We start from the raw sequence: 17,834 nt of genomic DNA, 5'->3' as shown, positions 1-17,834 counted from the left end.
CGAGGCAAAAGCACGCCCATGCCCTTGCCCGCGGCGGCGATTGCACGGCAAAGGCGGGCCATGTCAGCCGAGATCGTCCCCGACAGCGAACACCGCGGCCTCGTCGGCCGCCTTCCGCCGACCGCACGCGGCCTCGCGCTGCTCGCCCGGCTCGACCGGCCGATCGGCTGGTGGCTGCTGTTCTGGCCGGGGGCATGGGCGGTGGCGCTCGCCGGCGGCACGCTGACGCGCTGGCCGCTGATCCTGTGGATCCTCGCCGGCAGCATCGCGATGCGCGGGGCGGGGTGCGTCTACAACGACATCGTCGATCGCGATCTCGACGCGCAGGTCGCCCGCACGCGTGCGCGGCCCATCCCGAGCGGTCTCGTCTCGCTCAAGCTCGCCTGGATCTGGCTGCTCGTCCTCTGCCTGATCGGCCTCGTCGTCCTCGTCCAGCTCCGCCCGCTCGCCGCCGGCGTCGCGCTGGCCAGCCTCGCGCCGGTCGCCGCTTATCCCTTTATGAAGCGGATCACCTGGTGGCCGCAGGCGTGGCTCGGCCTCGTCTTCTCCTGGGCGGCGCTGGTCGGCTGGAGCGAGGTCGCCGGCGACCTGTCGCTGCCGATGTGGCTGCTCTACGCCGGCTGCATCGCCTGGACGATCGGCTATGACACGATCTACGCACTGCAGGACCGCGAGGACGACGCGCTGATCGGCGTCCGCTCGTCGGCGCTGCGCATGGGCGCGCACGTCAGGGGCGGCACCGCGCTGTTCTACGCGCTGGCGCTCGCCTGCTGGGCGGCGGCGATCTGGCGCGTCCAGCCGGACCCGGTCGCCTTGCTCGCGCTGCTCCCGGTTGCCGCGCATCTCGTCTGGCAGGTTGCGACGCTCCGCCCCGACGACGGCGGCAACGCGCTCGCCCGCTTCCGCAGCAACCGCTTCGCCGGCCTGCTGATGTTCCTCGCCTGCGTCGTCGTGGGGACATCGGCGGCGGGATGAGGGGGGCGATTGCCGCTGTCTATCCCGCGCCGACCCGCGTCACGGCATCCAGCCAATCCCGGACCGCAGCGATCTCCGGCCGCACCGCCGCAGCGCGCGTCGTCAGGACATGATAGGAACCGCCGACGATCACCGGGCCGAACGGATGCACCAGCAGCTCCGCCGCCAGATCGGGCGCCGCCAGCGTCAGGCTGCTGACGACCGCGCCATGACCGGCGATCGCCGCTTGTAGCGCATGGCCGTCGTCGGTGAAACGCGGCCCGGTGGTGACCGGCAGCCCTTCGATCCCGGCGAGCCGCGCCCAGCTCGCCCAATCCGGCCCGGCGACCGGGCTCGTCCATTCCGAATGGAGCAGCGGTACGTGCCGCAGATCGTCGGGCGTCGCGACGGCCAGCGCGGGGCTGCACAGCACGCCGACGCGCTCGGCCAGCAACGGCGTCGCGACGAGGTCGCCGAACGGGCCATCGCCATAGCGTATCGCGATGTCCGCGCCTCCGCTGGTAAGATCGACCAATAGGTCGCTGGCATGCAGATGCAGGTCGATCGCCGGATGCGCCGCCGCGAAGCCGCCGACCGCTGGGACGAGCAGCCGCGCGGTGAACAGCCGGGTTGCCGACACGACCACTGCCGTCCGCGCACGGGCGCGGCGGAGCTGCGTCACGCCGCGGGCGAACGCGTCGAAACCGTCGCGCAAGACGGGATAGAGCATTGCCCCGGCCGGGGTCAGCGATACCCGCCGCACATGGCGGACGAACATCGCCTGACCCAGCGTCTCTTCGAGCAGGCGCACCTGATGACTGATCGCGGTCGGCGTCACGCCGAGCTCCGCCGCCGCCATGCGGAAACTGAGATGTCGCGCGGCAGCTTCGAACGCGCGCAGCGTCGCCAGTGGCGGGAGGTCGCGGCGGCTGACGATGGATGAAGGCATCTCAGCTACCCCCTGAGCGATTCGCGTTCGTCGCTGACGAAGCGGAGCGATAAATTAGCGGCATCATGGATGAGGACAATATGACGATGTACAGCGATGCCGATAAGCCCCGCCGCCTGCTCCACATCGATGCGAGCGCCCGGTTCGGCCGTTCGGACGATCAACCCCACGGCTCACACAGTCGACGATTGTCGCATCGCTTCGTCACAAGGTGGCAGGCACGGCGACCTGCAGATATCGTCCTCCGCCGCGACGTCGCTGCCCATCCGCCGACACCTGTCGACGCCGCCTGGATCGACGCGAGCTTCACGCCGGTGGAGCGCCGCTCTATCGAACAGGCCGCGCGTCTGCGCGAAAGTGACGCGCTGACTGAGGAGCTTCTCGGTGCCGATCTGCTGGTCGTCGGCGTCCCCATGTACAATTTCGGGGTGCCGTCGCAGCTGAAGGCGTGGATCGACAACATCGTGCGGGTCGGTCTCACCTTCGGCTTCGATCGCTCGCGCGACGGCGAACCCTATTGGCCGATGCTGCCCACCAGCAAGCGGCTCATCATCCTCACCGCGCGCGGCGATCACGGCTATGGACCCGGCGAACGGCTCGCCGGCATGAATCTTGTAGAGGCCGGGCTGACCGTACCCCTCGGCTATATCGGCCTCACCGGCAGCCGGACCATCGCGATCGAATATGACGAATTCGGAGACGAACGCCTCGCCGCCTCGATCGCCGCAGCGGAAACGGCCGTCGACGACTTGGTCGACACGCTCTGCGCGACCGAAGGCCAAGCCCTTCCTGCCGACTGACCGTTCCCCCTATGTCCTACAGGGCGATGTCACCGTATACTGCCGGCCATGTCGCACCTGTTCTTCTCCCATCATCGCAAAAACGGAAACGATGGGGCCGGATCGTTTCCGTTAAGGTGTCCATCTTGTCCACGTTGCCTTAATTCGCCACAATTGCGGGGCCTAGCATCCCGCCGGTTGGCCCCCTAAGTCGGAACGATGCTGACCCCCGATCAGGCGCGCGATCGCGCCGCCGATATCGTCGCCCGTGCCGTCCGTGCCGGAGCCGACGCCGCCGATGCCGTCTTCGCCGCCGACGCCTCGCTCGACCTCTCCGTCCGCCTCGGCGCGCTGGAGGATGTCGGCCGCTCGGAAAGCGAGGAACTCGGCCTGCGCGTCTTCGTCGGCCAGCGGTCGGCGAGCGTCTCCACCTCCGATCTGTCGACCGACGCGACCAATGCGCTGGTCGACCGCGCCGTCGCGATGGCACGCGAGGCGCCCGAGGATCGCTGGGCCGGGCTCGCGCCGCAGGACCGGCTGATGCACGGCGCGCCGCCGCTGCTCGACCTTGCCGACGGCGACGAGCCGACCCCGGCCGAATTACGCGAATGGGCGCTGGCGGCGGAGGATGCCGCCCGCGCGGTGCCCGGCGTCACCAACAGCGAGGGCGGCGGCGCCAGCGCGTCGCGCTCGATCTGGGCATTGGCGACCAGCCACGGCTTCGCCGGCGCCTATGCCGCGACCGCCTACAGCCTGTCCGCGAGCGTGCTGGCCGGCGATGCCGCGACCGGCATGGAACGCGATTATGCGTACCACGCCGCCCGCAAGCGCGCGCATCTCGACAGCCCCGACGCGATCGGCCGCCGCGCCGGCGAACGCGCCGTCGCGCGCCGCAACCCGGGCCGCGTCGCGAGCGGGCCGATGCCGGTGGTGTTCGACCCGCGCGTCGGCTCGTCGCTGCTCAGCCATCTCACCGGCGCGATCTCCGGACAGGCGATCGCGCGCAAGACCAGCTTCCTGCTCGACGCGCTCGGCACGCAGGTGTTCGCCGGCGGCGTGTCGATCTGCGACGATCCCCATCGCCCGCACGGGCTGCGCTCGCGGCCGTTCGACGGCGAGGGGCTGCCGGTGTCGCCGGTCGCGATCGTCGAGAACGGCATGCTGGAGACCTGGCTGCTCGACAGCGGGTCGGCGCGGCAATTGGGGCTGGAGCCGACCGGCCATGCCGCGCGCGGCGTCGGCGGCGGTCCCGGCGTGTCGCCGAGCAACCTCTATATGGCCGCCGGCATCGTCCCCGTCGCGACGCTGATCGCCGACATCGCCGATGGCGTCTACGTCACCGAGCTGATCGGGCAGGGCATTAACGGCGTAACCGGTGATTACAGCCGCGGCGCCGCGGGTTTCCGCATCGTCGGCGGGCAGATCGCCGGCCCCGTCGCGGAATTCACCGTCGCCGGCAATCTCAAGGACATGTTCCTTGCGCTCACCCCCGCGAACGATCTCGAATTCCGTCACGGCATCAACGTGCCGACGGTGCGGGTCGACGGCATGACGGTCGCGAGTGGCTGAGGCGATCGCCGACCTGACCGCCGCGGTGGTCGCGGTGACGCGCGAGGCGGCGGCGATGGCGTTCGCCCGCTGGCAGACCGATTTCGCGCGCTGGGAGAAAACCCCGGGCAGCCCGGTGTGCGAGGTCGATCTCGACGTCGACCGGATGCTGCGCGCCCGGCTCGCCGGGCTGCTGCCCGATGCCGGCTGGCTGTCGGAAGAGACGGTCGACAGTCCCGACCGGCTCCGGCGGTCGCGCGTCTGGGTGGTTGATCCGATCGACGGCACCCGCGACTATATCCGCGGCCGGCCGGGCTGGGCGGTCTCGGTGGCGCTGGTCGATGACGGCGAGGTGGTGCTCGGCGTGCTCGACGCCCCGGCGCGCGATGAGCGCTGGCATGCGACGCGGGGGCAGGGGGCGTGGCGCAACGACGTGGCACTCCACGCCGGCGACCGCAACGTGCTGGCGGGGGCACGCGTGCCGACCGATGCGCTCCCCAAGATCGACCGGCATCTCACCCCGGTCCACAAGCCCAATTCGATCGCCCTGCGGATGGCGATGGTCGCCGCCGACGAGGCCGATCTGCTGACTACGCTGCGCTGGGGCAACGAATGGGACATTGCCGCCGCCGCGCTGATCGCCGCGGAGGCGGGCGCAACGGTCAGCGACGCGCTGGGCGCCCCGCTCCGCTACAACAAGCCCGATCCCACCGCCTTCGGCGTGATGGTCGCCGCGCCGGGCATCCATGCCGAGGCCCTGGCCTGGCTGGCGGATCGCGCCCACGCCGCATTCGGCCACTGAGCCGTGCCGTTCCAATTGGTTGATCGGCCAACGGAACATGCAACGCCTGCGTAACGTTTTATTCCGCACGACGGCCCGTTGGCCGCTCGCCTTGGAAGGGAAGCCGTACAATGTTGTGGACGATTGCCGTAATCCTGCTGATCCTCTGGCTGCTGGGCTTCTCGCTCCACATCGCCGGTGGTCTCATCCACATCCTGCTGGTCGTCGCGATCATCGTCGGCCTGATCCAGCTCTTCACCGGCCGCAAGGCACTCTGACCCGCCGGCGACGGCTTCCCGGGTGGAGGCCGTCGCCGTCCGTATCAATGCACGAAGCGCGCGACCACGTCGCGGTAGCTGCGGCTGACCTTCACGCTGGCGCCCGAGTTGAGCACCAAGAAGCATTCGCCATTCGTGTGCGGCTTGACCTGCTTGACGAGATCGAGATTGACGATCGTCGACCGGTGCACCCGCTGGAAGCGCCGCGGATCGAGCCGCTTCTCCAGATCCTTCATCGTTTCGCGCAGGATCAGCGTGTTGTCGCCGGTGTAGATGCACATGTAGTCGCCCGCCGCGTCGATCCGCTCGATCGTATCGACGTCGACGCGGAAGATCTGACCGCGATCCTTGATGTTAATCAGCTTTTCGAAGCGATTGGCGCTGACCGCATCGCCGCCCTCGACCATATCGGCCGCCGCCTCGGGGGCATGCTCGGCGAGCACCTCCTTGAGCTTCTCGACCTCCTCGACGCCGCGCTTCTCGGACAAGCGCTGCCGCACCCGCTCGATCGTATCGGCGAGCCGCGCCTCCTCGACCGGCTTCATCAGATAGTCGACCGCCTGCGCCTCGAAGGCGCGGAGCGCATGGTCCGAATAAGCGGTGACGAAGACGAACAGCGGCGGCTCGACCTCCATCAGCCCCTGCACCACCGAAAACCCGTCGAACCCCGGCATCTGGATATCGAGGAAGACGAGGTCGGGCTTGTGCGTCTTGATCGCGCGGATCGCCTCGCGGCCGTTGGAGCATTTCTCGATGATCTCGATATCATCATGCGCCTGGAGCCGGAGCTCCAATCCCTGGATCGCGAGCGGTTCGTCGTCCACCAGGATGGTTCTGATCGTCATGCGGCCTCTCTACTCAGATCGTCGAGCTGGAAGGGAATTTCGATCTCCACCGAAAAGCCTCCAGCCGGCGCGGTACGCGTCTCGAAGCGGTGGTCCGGGCCATAGGCCTGGATCAGCCGCTCCCTAATATTGGGGAGACCCACGCCGGTTGAAAGGCTTGGCATCACACGGCCGTCGAGCAAACCCGGTCCGGTGTCGGATACGCCGATCTGCACGCGATCCCCGGCGAGCCGCACGCGAACACAGATTTCGGCGCCTTCCTCCTGCGTGCTGACCGCATATTTGATCGCATTCTCGACCAGCGGCTGGAGCAGCAGCGACGGCAGCCGCGCGCGTTCGGCCGCCTGATCGATGTCGAACACCGGCCGCAGCCGCTCCTCGAACCGCATCTTCTCGATCTCGAGATAGAGTTTCAGCGTCTCCACTTCCTGCGCCACGGTGACATGCGCGGTCGGCTCGTTGGCGAGCGTGTAGCGCAGGAACGACGACAGCCGGCTCAGCATCGCATTCGCACGCTCGGTCTGTTTGAGCAGCACCAAGGTTGAGATCGAGTTGAGCGTGTTGAACAGGAAATGCGGGTTGAGCTGGTAGCGCAGCATCGCGAGCTGCGCCGACGACGCCTGATTTTCGAGATGCTGCATCTCGTCGATCTGCTGCTCAACGATCAGATAGAAATTGATCCCGAAATACAGCGCCGACCATCCCGCCATCACCGTGAAGGCGACGTAGAAGGAGACGAGCAGCCGCGGCAGCGTCACGCCGGGCTGGCCGTTCTGGATCAGCGACCAGGTGAAAGCGTCGAGAAAGGCGAAGAACAAGGTTGCCGCGGCGAAGGCGAGGACGGTCAGCAACAGCCCCGGCGCGCGCGCCAGCCCACGGAAATAGCCGTAGAAGGTCGAGAGTAGCAGCGTGACGCAATAACCGACGATCGCCTCGACGATCACCGGGATGATCGCGTCGAGCGACAGATTGGTCAGCGTCGAGGCGCCGCGGAGCAGCAGATAGCCGGTCCAGCCGACCGCCTGCAACGTCCAGAAGGCGCGGCTTTTGTTCTCGAAGAACGGACGCACGTTGAGCGCCGGGCGGGATGGGGCGGGAAGGGTCGCCATGTCGGGGCGTCTCTACACGGGTGATCCCGCCGGTGCAAAAAAGAAGGGCCGCCGCTCCCGAGGAGGAGCGGCGGCCCGATGAGCCGTGCGGCTGGCGCTGTCCTTAGAAGGAGAAGCGGGCGCCGACGCGGATAAGGTAGAGCGAGTTGTTGATGCTCGGGATCGCCGTGTTCGGCGTACGATAGCTCGAATAGCGATATTGGGCACAAGGCTGCGCCGTGCTGGTGGCGACCGCCGGGTTCGGATTGGCGGCGGTAGCCGCGGTGGTGAGACACTGAACCTGCACGACCGACGCGTATTGCGGGAAAGCGAGCTGACGCAGGCCACCCCAATTGTGGTTGATCAGATTGGGCAGGTTCTCGATGTCGCCGAAAATCGACAGTCGCGACTTGCCGATGAACGTTGGGATTTCCTGCTCGAGATGAAGGTCGATACGGGTGAACGCGCGATTCCGATCGATATTCCGCGCCGCGATCCTGCCGCGATAGTCCTTCAGCTTGGTGTTGTTGATCAGGCCGTCGAGCGCCGTTGCGGTCGCTGCGCTGTCATAGCTGACCAGAGGATCGGTCGTGCTCGTCGGCACGTACATCAGATAGCGCTGATCGGAGTTGGTACCCAGGTTTGCGCCGCCGATCACGCCGAAGACGGCCGAGCGACCGCTGCCGGCGCTCTGCATGGTGTAGCTGAACGGCCGTCCCGCGCGCGTCTCGCCGAACAGCTGCAGCGTCGTCTTGTAGTCACCGAAGAATGCGTGATCATAACCGAGGCTGTATTTGAAGGCCCATTTCGTCTGGTCGGCCGAAATACCCAGCGTCGCATTGTTGGGGTCCGACATGGCAACGTTGAAATAGTTCGAGGACGCCGTCGAGGACGAGGCCGGGCTGACGTCCTTGACGTCCTGGTAGGTGTAGCTGCCGCCAAGCGAGAGACCGAAGTCGAACGTCTTGTCGAAATGGCCAACGAAGATGTGGCTGCGCCCCTTCGTCGTGTTGGTCAGCAGGATATCCTGATTGGTATCGCCGAACGTCGTGCGGCTGCCGTAACGGGGGCGGCCATCCGGCAGCGTGCCGACGACGATCGAACGGATATCCGTGAACGTCACCGCCTGGTTCGTCTTGGTGTAGAGGTAGGTGACTCCGACGTTGAAGCCGAAGAGCTTGTAATCCGCCGATGCGGTCAGCTTCGTTACCGACGGCAGCTTGAAGTCCTGCGCCAGTTCGTTGGTCGGCGCGGTCGACAGGCCTGCGATGTTGGTCGCGAGATAATTGTTGACGACCGTCGGGATGGACGTTCCCGTCACGCCGTTAAGCGCGGCGGTGCAGACGCCCGCATTTGCGCCGGTATAGGCCGTGCAGGTCGCCGTGTTCTGCGATCCGGCAACGGCGCCAGCCGCCGCCGCTGCCCGCGTGACCGTGGTGATCCGGTTGGTGAGCACGCCGGTGTTCGAGTAGCTGTTCGACAGATAGATGTCCGGCGACCCGCCGCCATAGACCGCGGCCGTCGCGCGCAACGCGAGGTCATGGATCGGCTTCCACTGCGCCATGATGCGCGGCTGGAAATTGTCGAGGCCCTTGAACGTCTTCGTATTGTAGAAGCCGTAGCGATTGAAGAAGGCGTTGTTCGGAGCGACTGGCGACCGTTGTGCGTAGAGATCGTAACGGGCGCCATAGGTCAGCTGCAGGGTATTCGTGATGTCCCACGTATCCTGCAAGCCAAACGTATATTGCTGGTACTTGAAGTCCGCAGCCGCGTCGGTCGGGGTAAGCGATACGGCGTTGGAGTAATCGAACTGCGAAGCCGACCGGTTCTGAAAATCAGCGATCGAGTCGAAATAATAAGCGCCGTTCACGCGCTGGAGGAAATAGTTGTACGTGCGGTTCGCGTTGACTTCGGCGAGCAACTTGATCTCATGGCCTTCGGCCGTGTAGCGCGCCTGGATCGATCCGCCCCAGGTATCGAAGAACAACTGGTTCGCCTGCCGGCTGATATCCGGACCGAAGATGATCTGCGGAACGCCGGTGCCGCAGCTGCTGGCCGAATTCGTCGACGACGATCCATTATTGATGCTCGTCGGCGCGGTGCAAACGGCAAACTGCGCGAAATTGGTGCCGAGGAGCGAGTCCTGACCGACCTTGTTCGACTTGTAGAGGAAGCGCGTCTCGGTCGAGAAGTTGTCGGTCCAGTCGGAATTCAGCTGCGCGATGCCGGCGCGAAGCAGCACGCTACGCTGATAATAGTTCGACGCCAGGCCGACTGCGGGCGCCGTCGTCGAGGCGCTCGTTCCCTGTGCAACGGTGCTCGATTCATAGGCGTTGATATAGGACAGCGACAGCTTCTGGCGGTCGGTGATGTTCCAGTCGATCCGACCGACGATCTTCTCGTCTTTCTGATTGTTGATCGATACGAAACCGCCCGGATCGTAATTGTAGACGCTCTTGGCGATATTGGTCACCTGATCGACCTGCGACTGCGTCACGCCGTTGATCGAGGTGAAGTTGGTCACGCTGAGCGGACGCGGATCGGTGTTACGCTCCGCCGACACCATGAAGAAGAGCTTGTCGGCGATCAGCGGTCCCGAAAGCGTCGCCCCGTAGGTCTTCGAATTGTAGCTGGGCAGCACGACCCGGTTCGATCCGATGCGGTTGCCCTGCCACTTGTTGCGACTCTCCGAATAGAATCCGGTGCCATGAAACTCGTTGGTGCCGGACAGCAACACGGTGTCGATCGCACCGCCCTGGAAATTGCCCTGGCGGATGTCGATAGGTGCGACGGAGACGGACACCTGGCTGATGGCGTCGAAGGGCACCGGACCACGGCCGGTCGGGTTCGCATCCGAGTTGAGGCCGAAATTGTCGCCGACCTGCACACCGTTGATGGTGAACCGGTTGAAGCGCGGATTGACGCCGGCGAAGCTGACCGCGCGGCTGTTCGACAGATCGAGCGTCGCAAGCGGATCACGGCGTTCGATATCGCGGATGTCGCGGTTTACCGACGCGACCTTCCGAATGTCCGCCTGGGTCAAGACCGTACGCAGCGCGGTGCCGACCGTACCGGCGCCGGCGATCGATCGCGCCGTGACGACGATGTCCTCACCGGCGGCACCCGAGGCCGTCGCTCCGGCGAGTTCGACGGGCAGCTCGAACGCCTGCTGCGCGACGGTATACACGTCCGTGACCGTCGTGTTGCCCTGGGGGCTGGTGACTTCAACGGTGAACGGCCCACCGACGCGAAGGCCGGACTGCGTGAAGGCGCCATCGGCTCCGGTCGTGGTTTCCGCCCGCGTGTTCGACGGGACGTTGATGATGACGACCGACGCGCCCGCGACGGGCGCACCATTGGCAGTCACGGTGCCGCGAATGGTCGACGTCGTCTCCTGCGCCGATGCGGCGGCCGGAACGATGAGCGCGACCGCAGCCGCGCCCAAAAGTAGGTTGTTTCGCATCGAATAAGTCCCCTTTGAGCTTCTGCTCGGAATCGCGGTCGGCTGTTTGCCGTTGCCGCGGCCCTTGGGTTCTTAATATTGCGAGTTTGTGACAATCGCGAGGTCGGCGGTGCGGCTGTGATCGTTCAATTTTTTGCGTTGCAAAAAAGCCACGCCGAGGTCGCGCAACTCAGATGGTTTCACCAACGATTTCAGCCCATTGCGCCTCGCTGATCACGGTCACGCCGAGGTCGCTCGCCTTCTTGAGCTTGGACCCCGCATCCGCGCCTGCGACGACCAGATCGGTCTTGGCCGACACCGATCCGGAGACGCGCGCGCCCAGCGCCTCGGCCTGTGCCTTCGCCTCGTCACGCGACAGGGTCTCGAGTTTGCCGGTGAACACCACGGTCTTGCCGCTCACCTGCGACGCGCGCGTTTCCCACACCAATTCGGTCGGGCGCACTTCGCGCAACAGGTCGAAGACGACATCGCGGTTGTGGCGCTCGGCGCAGAAGCCGATCAGCGCGCCCGCGACTTCGGGGCCGATCCCCGGCGTCTCGATCGCCGCGACGAGCAACCGGTCGCGGCGCAGGACGAACTTGCGTTCGGTCTCGCCGATCACCGGCTCGATCCGGTGGTGGAGGAAGACCGCGTGGCGCAGCATCGCGCCGAGCGCGCGGATCGAGCGATAGCGGCGGGCGAGATCGCGGGCGGTGATCTCGCCGACGTGGCGGATGCCGAGCGCGAACAGGAAACGGTCGAGCGCAATCTCGCGCCGCGCGGCGATCGCCGCGACCAGATTGGCCGCCCACGTCCGCCCATCCTTTTTGCGCGCGGCGAGCTGGTCCTCGGTGAGACGGAAGATGTCGGCGGGCGACTGGATCAGGCCGTCGGTGAAGAAGGCCTCGATCAACGTTGCGCCGAGCCCGGTGATGTCGAAGGCGTGGCGCGAGACGAAGTGGATCAGCCGCTCGACCCGCTGCGCCGGGCAGATCAGCCCGCCGGTGCAGCGATAGACGACCTCGCCCTCGTCGCGTTCGACGGTCGATCCGCAATCGGGGCAGCTGCGCGGGAAGGGCCAGGCGGGGCGGTCCGCCTCCGGCGTGAGGTTGCGGACGATCTGCGGAATGACGTCGCCGGCGCGCTGGACGACGACGCGATCGCCCTCGCGCACGCCGAGCCGCTCGATCTCGTCGGCATTGTGCAGTGTGGCGTTGGTCACGACCACACCGCCGACGGTGACCGGTGCGAGTCGCGCGACGGGGGTCAGCGCACCGGTGCGGCCGACCTGGATGTCGATCCGTTCCAGCGTGGTCTGCGCCTGTTCGGCGGGGAATTTGTGCGCGATCGCCCAGCGCGGCACGCGGCCGACGACGCCGAGCCGCTCCTGCCAGTCGAGCCGGTCGAGCTTGTACACGACGCCGTCGATGTCGAACGGCAAATCGGCGCGCTGCGCCTCGATCCCCGCATAGGTGCGCAGGACGTCGGCCGCATCGCCGGCGACGGCGATATTGGGGGTCAGCGGCGTGATCAGATCGTCGTCGGCGACGCGAAAGCCCCAGTTGCGGACATGCTGGACCATCGCCGACTGCGTCGGCTCGGGCAATGTGTCGTGATCGCCCCAGCCCCAGGCGAAGAAGCGCAGCGGCCGGGTGGCGGTGACGCGCGCGGCCTTCTGGCGCAGCGAGCCGGCGGCGGCATTGCGCGGATTGGCGAACTGGCGTGCCTTGCCGGGGTCCTCGGCCTCGTCGAGCAGGCGCCGGTTGAGCGCGGTGAAATCGGCCTTCGCCATATAGACCTCGCCGCGGACCTCGAACACCGCCGGGGCGTCGGCGGGGAGGCGGTGCGGGATGTCGGCGATATGGCGGACGTTGGCGGTGACGTCCTCGCCGATCCGGCCGTCGCCGCGGGTGAGGGCCTGTTCGAGCACGCCGTCGACATAGCGCAGCGAGCACGACAGGCCGTCGATCTTGGGCTCGGCGGTGAGCAGGACCGGCTCGTCGGCGTCGAGCCGCAGGAAGCGCCGGATACGCGCGACGAATTCGACGACGTCTTCCTCGCTGAACGCATTGTCGAGGCTGGTCATCGGCCGGGCATGCGGCGCCTTGGCCAGATGCGCGGCGGGGGCGGCGCCGACCTGCCGGTTCGGCGAATCGGCACGGACGAGCTCCGGGAAGGCCGCTTCGATCGCGGCGTTGCGCCGGACCAGCGCGTCATAGGCGGCGTCGGAGATCTCGGGCGCATCCTCGCTGTGATAGCGCTGGTTGTGATGGGCGATCTCGGCCGCGAGTGTTTCGAGCTCGGCGGCGGCGTCCGGCGCGGTCTTGGGCAGGTCGGTCATAGCAGCGGGGTAGGGGAGCAAGGGCCGGTCGGGCAAGGCTCGCCGCGACTGGGCGATCCCGTCATCGAATATCTTGCTGTAAAACCGCAATAATCTTCCTCGATCGATGAACTATCGGGGCGTGCGGGAGCTTTTCCTACCAACGCCTTCCGGAGCCCTGCCATGACCGATCAGACCAACCGCCGCGACCTGTTCAAGGGTGCCGCCGTCGTCGGCGCCGCTGCCGTCGCCGGATCGGCGATCGCGCAGACCGGCCCCGCCGCGGCGCCGGCCGACCCGCGGACGAAGTTCACCAACCAGCCTTTCCCCGAACAGAAGCAGAAATGGCCGGCGTTGCAGCGCGAGATGAAGCCGGTGCCCGACTGCGGCGAAACGAGTTACCGCGGCTCGGGCAAGCTGACCGGGCGCAAGGCGCTCGTCACCGGCGGCGATTCGGGCATCGGCCGCGCCGCGGCGATCGCCTTCGCGCGCGAGGGTGCCGACGTCGCGATCAACTATTTCCCGACCGAGGAGCCCGATGCGCAGGACGTCGCGCGGCTGTTGCGGGCGGAGGGGCGCAAGGTCGTGCTGATCCCCGGCGACCTGACCGACGAAAAATTCTGCCGCGACCTCATCGCCCGCGCCAATCGCGAGCTGGGCGGAATCGACATCCTCGTCAACAACGCCGCCTATCAGCAATCGAAGCAATCGATCGCCGAGATCACCGCCGAGCAATTCGACCGGACGATGAAGACCAACGTCTATGCGATGTTCCATCTCAGCAAGGCGGCGATCCCGCTGATGAAGCCGGGTGCAGCGATCATCAACACCGGCTCGGTCAATTCGGTCGCGCCCGAGGAGGAGTTGCTCGATTACGCCTCGACCAAGGGGGCGATCCTGATCTTCACCAAGGCGCTCGCCAAGCAGCTCGGCAAACAGGGTATCCGCGTCAACATGGTGGCACCCGGACCGATCTGGACGCCGTTGCAGGTCGCCGGCGGGCAATTGCCCGGCAAGATGCACGAATTCGGGCAGGACACGCCGATGGGGCGGGCGGGGCAGCCGGCGGAGCTCGCCGGCCTCTACGTGGCGCTGGCGGATAGCGGCAACAGCTTCACGACGGGCAGCGCGTTCGGCGCCAATGGCGGCACGGGTGCGATCTGACCAGTAGCGCGGGGCCGATTCGCCGGCCCCGCGGTCAGGCCGTTTCGAGCAGCCGTTCCGCCTGTGCGCGCGCCTCATCGGTGACGGTCGCGCCCGACAGCATGCGCGCGATCTCCTCGCGCCGTTCCGCTTCGTCGAGCACGCGGACGCCGGTGCGCGTCACCGTGCCGTCGTGGCTCTTGGCGATCAGCAGATGCTCGGCACCGCGCGCGGCGACCTGCGGCGAATGGGTGACGACCAGCAATTGGGTGTGTTCGGCAAGCCGCGCCAGCCGCTCGCCGATCGCGCTCGCCACCGCCCCGCCGACGCCGCGGTCGATTTCGTCGAAGATCATCGTCGCCGCGCCACCTTCCTCCGCGAGCGCGACCTTGAGCGCGAGGATGAAGCGCGACAGCTCGCCCCCCGAGGCGATCTTGGCGAGCGGCGCGAAGGGCGCGCCCGGGTTGGTCGCGATCTCGAACTCGACCCGATCCTTGCCATGCGACGACCAGCCGTCCGGCGCATGCGTGACGACGACGGTGCGGAAGCGCGCCGCGTCGAGCTTCAACGGCGCCAGCTCGCCGGCCACCGCAACGTCGAGCCGTTCGGCGGCGGCATGGCGACGCCGGGACAGGATGTCGGCGGCGGCGTCGTAATCGGCCCGTGCCGCGGCAACGGCGGTCTCCAGCACGGCGATGCCGTCCTCGCCGGCTTCGAGCCGTTCCAGCTTGGTTTGAAGATCCTCCGTCAGCGCCGCGAGTTCGTCGGGTTGGACGCGATGCTTGCGCGCCATGCCACGCAGCTCGAACAGGCGTGCCTCGTCCTCCTCCAGCGCGCGCGGGTCGAAGGCGAGGTCGCGTCGCGCCTCGGCCAATTGCTCTTCGGCAACAGTCGCCTCGATCACCGCGCGGTCGATCGCGGCGAGCGCCTCGCCCAGCGCGGCATGATCCTCGGCGATCCGTTCGAGGACGCGTGCCGCCTGGCGCAGCTGCGCGAGGCCGCCGTTCGATCCTTCGAGATAGTCGTCGATCGCGGCAAGCTCGTCGGCAATCTTCTCGGCGCGCTGCATCCCGCGCCGCTTGTCGGCCAGCGCTTCCTCCTCGCCGGGCTCGGCGGCGAGCGTGGTAAGTTCGCCGACCGCATGTTCCAGCCAATCGCGATCCCGCGCCGCGGTCTCGATCTCGGCACGCGCGGCGGCCAGCTTGGTCTCCGCCGCGCGCAGCGTCGTCCAGGCGCGCGCGGTGTCGCCCGGATCGACCCGGCCGAACGCGTCGAGCAAGGCGCGATGGCCGCGCGGATTGAGCAGGCCACGATCGTCGTGCTGGCCGTGGATCTCGACGAGCATCGGCGCCATCTCGCGGAGCAGCGCAGCGCCGGCGGGCTGGTTGTTGACGAAGCCGCGGCTGCCGCCGTCGGCCTTGACGATCCGGCGCACCAGCAACGGCTCTCCCGGCTCGATCTCCACGCCATTGTCGTCGAGCAACGCGGCAAGCGGGCCGTTCGGCGGATCGAAGGTCGCGGTGACGACCGCCTGGGTCGCGCCATGACGGACGAGACCCGTCTCGCCACGGCCGCCGAGCGCCAGCCCCAGGGCATCGAGCAGGATCGACTTGCCCGCCCCGGTCTCGCCGGTGAGCACGTCGAGCCCGTGCCCGAATTCCAGGTCGAGCGCCTCGATCAGCACCACATCGCGAATGGACAGCGCGGTCAGCATCGCGGTCGATATAGCGCGGCGTTACCGGGATGTTGATCCCTAAACGTTCCGGTCCGTCACGAAAGTGTCGGCCGGCGCGCCGCGATCCATCAGCTCGTCGGCGTCTCGGTGCTCGGCACCGGCCCGCCGGTGGTGCCGCCGGTCGTCCCGACCGGGGTGGGCGCACCGGGGGCCTCGGCCTTGGGCGTCGCGGTGCCCGATTCGCCGGGCAGCGTCTGTGCCTTCGCACCAGGCGTGCCGGCCGGGATGATCGGCTGCCCCGCCGGGATCGGCGCAACGGGCTTGACCGGATGCTTCTGCATCAACTCGTAAGCGTGATTGTACCAGTCGCTTCCCGGATAATTGGCGCCGAGCACCGCGGTCGCCTTCTGCGCCTCGTCGGGCAGGCCGACGGCGAGATAGCTCTCGGTCAGCCGCATCAGCGCTTCGGGCGTGTGCGTGGTCGTCTGGAACTTGTCGATCACGGTGCGGAACCGCAGCGTCGCGGCGAGCCACTGGCCGCGCGTTTCGTAGAAGCGGCCGACTTCCATCTCCTTGCCGGCAAGGTGATCGTTGACGAGGTCGATCTTCAGCCGGGCGTCGGAAGCATAGCGCGTGTTGGGATAGCGGCGGGTCAGTTCGCCGAGCGCGTCGAGCGCCTGGCGGGTGATCTTCTGGTCACGCGTGACGTCGCGGATCTGCTCGTAATAGCTCAGCGCGACGAGGTAATAGGCATAAGGGGCGTCGCGGTTGCCGGGATGGACCGACAGGAAGCGCTGCGCCGACTGGATGCTCTGCGTGTAATCCTTGTTCAGATAATAACTGAACGCGCTCATCAGCTGCGCGCGGCGCGCCCAGATCGAATAGGGATGCTGGCGCTCGACCTCGTCGAACAGCACCGCCGCTTCCTTGTAGCGCCCTTGATCGAGCCGCTTGCGCGCGGTCGAATAGAGCGTGCCGACGTCGCGCGCGACATAGGGCAGGTCGGACTTCGCACGATTGCGGGCGCAGCCCGCGACGGGAAGCGCGAGGACGGCGATCAGCGCTGCGGCAAGCGCCTTGGACTGGGGGATACGCATCGGCTAAGGCTCTTAGCGTAAGGCCGCCCGTGCGAACAATCCCCCCTGTCGCACGTTGGCGCCGAGTTGATACGATCACGAAAGGACCCGCATGCCTGCTACCCTGCTCCACACCCATCGCGTCGAAAAGCCATGGGGCCGGCATGATCTGGGCTTCGGGTTCGAGGATGCGCCCGCCGACGGCGAGCCGATCGGCGAAATCTGGTTCCAGGAGCCGGGTGACACGTCCCCCGACCTGCTCATCAAATATCTGTCCACCGGCCAGAAACTGTCGGTGCAGGTCCATCCCGACGACGAGCAGGCGCATGCCCGCGGCCTGCCGCGCGGCAAGGACGAATGCTGGACGATCCTGGCGGCGCGTCCCGATTCGACGATCGCGCTCGGCCCCAAGGCGCCGATCTCTGCCGAGCAGCTGCGCACCGACGCGCAGGACGGTTCGATCGAGGACGATCTCGACTGGGTGCCGGTCAAGGCGGGCGATTTCTATTATGCGCCATCAGGCACGATCCACGCGATCGGCGGCGGGCTGACGCTGATCGAGGTGCAGCAGAATAGCGAGACCACCTATCGCCTGTACGATTATGGCAGCGACCGCGAATTGCACCTCGATGACGGCGTCGCGGTGGCGCATTTGACCCCCTATCAGCCGATCACCTCGCCGGGCACGGCCGGGGAGGGGCGGACGATCCTCGTCGAGGGGCCGAAATTCGTCCTCGAACGCTGGTCCGCCGGCAGCCATGACGTCGCCTTGGCCGAAGGGCAGACGGGCTGGCTGGTGCCGATCAGCGGCTCGGGCGAGGTCGCCGGTACCGCCTTCAAGGCGGGCGAATGCCTCACCGTCAGCGGCAGCGAGACGATCACCACCAGCGCCGACGCCGACCTGCTGTTCGCCTATCCGGGCACCCGGCGCATCTGACCGGACGGGTCGGGAGAAA

Annotated in this window: 14 protein-coding genes; 7 read left to right on the top strand and 7 right to left on the bottom strand. The window is 67.2% G+C overall.

The window, feature by feature from the left end:
* The first annotated feature begins 60 nt into the window (after window positions 1-60).
* Window positions 61-975 (top strand): 4-hydroxybenzoate octaprenyltransferase, encoded by a 915-nt coding sequence (gene ubiA, locus AC07U4_RS02760; protein ID WP_495194355.1) that lies wholly within the window; start codon window positions 61-63, stop codon window positions 973-975.
* Window positions 976-994: 19 nt separating this feature from the next.
* On the opposite strand, the gene AC07U4_RS02755 is transcribed toward ubiA, so the two are convergent.
* Window positions 995-1,903 (bottom strand): LysR substrate-binding domain-containing protein, encoded by a 909-nt coding sequence (locus AC07U4_RS02755; protein ID WP_495194354.1) that lies wholly within the window; start codon window positions 1,901-1,903, stop codon window positions 995-997.
* 80 nt (window positions 1,904-1,983) lie between these two features.
* Between AC07U4_RS02755 and AC07U4_RS02750 the strand changes: the two genes are divergently transcribed.
* The 4 genes from AC07U4_RS02750 to AC07U4_RS02735 all read left to right on the top strand — a co-directional run bounded on the left by AC07U4_RS02750 (window position 1,984) and on the right by AC07U4_RS02735 (window position 5,289).
* The gene (locus AC07U4_RS02750) at window positions 1,984-2,703 is read left to right on the top strand and encodes an FMN-dependent NADH-azoreductase (protein WP_495194353.1); all 720 of its coding nucleotides are present in this window, start codon (window positions 1,984-1,986) and stop codon (window positions 2,701-2,703) included.
* A 198-nt stretch (window positions 2,704-2,901) separates the two neighbouring features.
* Window positions 2,902-4,251: a TldD/PmbA family protein gene (locus AC07U4_RS02745; RefSeq protein ID WP_495194352.1), complete on the top strand. Its 1,350-nt coding sequence runs from the start codon at window positions 2,902-2,904 to the stop codon at window positions 4,249-4,251.
* Window positions 4,244-5,032: a 3'(2'),5'-bisphosphate nucleotidase CysQ gene (locus AC07U4_RS02740; protein ID WP_495194351.1), complete on the top strand. Its 789-nt coding sequence runs from the start codon at window positions 4,244-4,246 to the stop codon at window positions 5,030-5,032. Before AC07U4_RS02745 ends, AC07U4_RS02740 begins: the two co-directional genes overlap by 8 nt.
* Window positions 5,033-5,142: 110 nt before the next feature.
* A complete protein-coding gene (locus AC07U4_RS02735; RefSeq protein ID WP_137897336.1) occupies window positions 5,143-5,289 on the top strand; it encodes a lmo0937 family membrane protein in 147 nt (48 codons plus the stop codon).
* A gap of 44 nt (window positions 5,290-5,333) precedes the next feature.
* On the opposite strand, the gene AC07U4_RS02730 is transcribed toward AC07U4_RS02735, so the two are convergent.
* The 4 genes from AC07U4_RS02730 to ligA form a co-directional block, all read right to left on the bottom strand.
* Window positions 5,334-6,134 (bottom strand): LytR/AlgR family response regulator transcription factor, encoded by an 801-nt coding sequence (locus AC07U4_RS02730; RefSeq protein WP_038659443.1) that lies wholly within the window; start codon window positions 6,132-6,134, stop codon window positions 5,334-5,336.
* Window positions 6,131-7,243: a sensor histidine kinase gene (locus AC07U4_RS02725; RefSeq protein WP_495194350.1), complete on the bottom strand. Its 1,113-nt coding sequence runs from the start codon at window positions 7,241-7,243 to the stop codon at window positions 6,131-6,133. Before AC07U4_RS02725 ends, AC07U4_RS02730 begins: the two co-directional genes overlap by 4 nt.
* 103 nt (window positions 7,244-7,346) lie before the next feature.
* A complete protein-coding gene (locus AC07U4_RS02720; RefSeq protein WP_495194349.1) occupies window positions 7,347-10,685 on the bottom strand; it encodes a TonB-dependent receptor in 3,339 nt (1,112 codons plus the stop codon).
* A 169-nt stretch (window positions 10,686-10,854) separates the two neighbouring features.
* The gene (gene ligA, locus AC07U4_RS02715) at window positions 10,855-13,005 is read right to left on the bottom strand and encodes an NAD-dependent DNA ligase LigA (protein WP_495194348.1); all 2,151 of its coding nucleotides are present in this window, start codon (window positions 13,003-13,005) and stop codon (window positions 10,855-10,857) included.
* A 162-nt stretch (window positions 13,006-13,167) separates the two neighbouring features.
* Here ligA and AC07U4_RS02710 point away from each other — a divergent pair, with 162 nt between their 5' ends.
* Window positions 13,168-14,148, top strand: coding sequence for an SDR family oxidoreductase (locus AC07U4_RS02710; RefSeq protein WP_495194347.1), 981 nt, complete (start codon window positions 13,168-13,170; stop codon window positions 14,146-14,148).
* 34 nt (window positions 14,149-14,182) lie between these two features.
* Here the strand turns inward: AC07U4_RS02710 and recN are convergent, their stop codons facing one another.
* Window positions 14,183-15,841, bottom strand: a complete 1,659-nt coding sequence (gene recN / locus AC07U4_RS02705; protein WP_495194346.1) for a DNA repair protein RecN — start codon at window positions 15,839-15,841, stop codon at window positions 14,183-14,185.
* An 89-nt stretch (window positions 15,842-15,930) separates the two neighbouring features.
* On the bottom strand, window positions 15,931-16,899 hold the full coding sequence (locus AC07U4_RS02700; protein ID WP_038659425.1) for an outer membrane protein assembly factor BamD: 969 nt from the start codon (window positions 16,897-16,899) through the stop codon (window positions 15,931-15,933).
* Window positions 16,900-16,990: 91 nt separating this feature from the next.
* Between AC07U4_RS02700 and AC07U4_RS02695 the strand changes: the two genes are divergently transcribed.
* A complete protein-coding gene (locus AC07U4_RS02695; RefSeq protein ID WP_495194345.1) occupies window positions 16,991-17,815 on the top strand; it encodes a phosphoheptose isomerase in 825 nt (274 codons plus the stop codon).
* Window positions 17,816-17,834 lie beyond the last annotated feature (19 nt).

The organism is Sphingomonas sp. GW821-FHT02B09 (assembly GCF_059421875.1).
Note: the sequence above shows the minus strand (reverse complement) of the source record. Positions and strands in the feature narration are given on the sequence as shown.